Origin of the sequence: Streptomyces sp. SBT349 (assembly GCF_001083795.1) — a bacterium.
Classification (GTDB): domain Bacteria; phylum Actinomycetota; class Actinomycetes; order Streptomycetales; family Streptomycetaceae; genus Streptomyces.
This window is the reverse complement of record NZ_LAVK01000650.1, coordinates 1-1,572: the sequence shown is the minus strand read 5'-3', so window position 1 is coordinate 1,572 and position 1,572 is coordinate 1. Positions and strand designations below refer to the sequence as shown.

General features: G+C 73.6%; 1 protein-coding gene. It reads left to right on the top strand.

What is annotated here, in order from left to right; translation table 11 throughout:
* Positions 1 to 1,497 (top strand): UvrD-helicase domain-containing protein (locus ADY01_RS35525; protein ID WP_049581003.1); only part of this gene is annotated, 1,497 nt, incomplete at its 5' end.
* Positions 1,498 to 1,572 lie beyond the last annotated feature (75 nt).

Genomic DNA, 1,572 nt, shown 5'->3' with positions numbered 1-1,572 from the left:
GCGACCACCGTCCCACCCGGGCCGCCGCCACCCCACGCCCCGCCCGACGAAGCACCGCCCGCCGACGGCTTGTTCGAGGCGGGGGGGTTGCGCGAGGCCGCGCTCGCGGAGGCGCGGCAGGCGCCCATCGAACGGTGGATGACCTTCCTCGACCAGCACCAGATCCCGCTGGTGCGGCGCAACTGGGCGGGCCCGGCCCGCATCAGCGGCCCGGCGGGCACCGGCAAGACCGTCGTCGGACTGCACCGGGCCGCCTACCTCGCCCGACGCACCCCGAAAAAGGTCCTGTACGTCACCTTCGCCAACAACCTGCCGCGCGTACAAGGCACGTTCCTGGCCGCCATGGCACCCGCCGTCGCCGACCGGGTCCACTTCCACAGCCTGCACTCCTGGGCCCACGGCTTCCTCAACGAACGCGGCGTCGCCACCCACCTCCACGGCGACAAGGCGCTGACCGCGTTCAGCCTCGCCTGGAAGAACGTCGGCCGCGACGGCCCGCTCGCCGACGTCGACCCCGGCTCCCAGTACTGGCGCGAGGAGATCGACCACGTCATCAAGGGCCGGGGCATCACCACGCTCGACCAGTACGCCGCGGTCCCCCGGCGCGGTCGCCGCACCCGGCTGGGACGGGCCCTCCGCGAGGCCGTGTGGCGCCTCCACGAGGAGTACGAACGGCTCCGCGCCGACCGCCGCGTCCACGACTTCAACGACATCCTGGCCCTCGCGCTCGGCGAGACGCGCCGGGAGACCTTCTCCTCGCCCTACGGCGCGGTCGTCGTCGACGAGGTCCAGGACCTCACCCTGGTCGGCATCCGCCTCCTGCACTCCCTCACGGGCGACGCGCCCAACGGCCTGCTGCTCATCGGCGACGGCCAGCAGGCCGTCTACCCCGGCGGCTTCCGCCTCTCCGAGGCGGGCATCGACATCCGCGGCGACCGCGGCCAGGTCCTGCGCACCAACTACCGCAACACGCGGCAGGTGATCGAGGCCGCCCTCGCCGTCGTCGCGGACGACGCGTTCGAGGACATCGACGAACTCCGCACCCCCGGCCGCCGCGACGTGGACCTCATCCACCACGACGGCGGAGTCGTCCGCGTCAGCCGCCCCACCGCCGCGGACCACGACCGGGCGTTCCTCGCCGCACTCCACGAGCGCGCCTCCGACGGCGGCTGGGCGGGCATCGCGGTGCTCTGCCCCACCCGGCGCGCCGTCGGGGACTACCAACGCCTCCTGCGCGGCGCGCACATCCCGACCTGCCTCCTCGACCACTACAAGGGCACCCCGGTGGACGCCGTGAAGCTCGGCACCTACCGCCGCGCCAAGGGCCTGGAGTTCGCCCACGTCCTCCTGCCCCGCCACGACGTCCTTCTCCACGAGACCACCCCCGACGCCGACGTCACCCACGAACGCCGCGAACTCGCCCGCCGGCAGCTCTTCGTCGCCATGACCCGCGCCCGCGACACCCTCTGGCTCGGCACCGTCGCACCCCCGCCCTGACATAACGGCCCGTCCGTACTCCCTGAGGTGGAGGACGCCGGGGAGGGATGGCCGTGTGGGAGTAGGGGGTGGGCA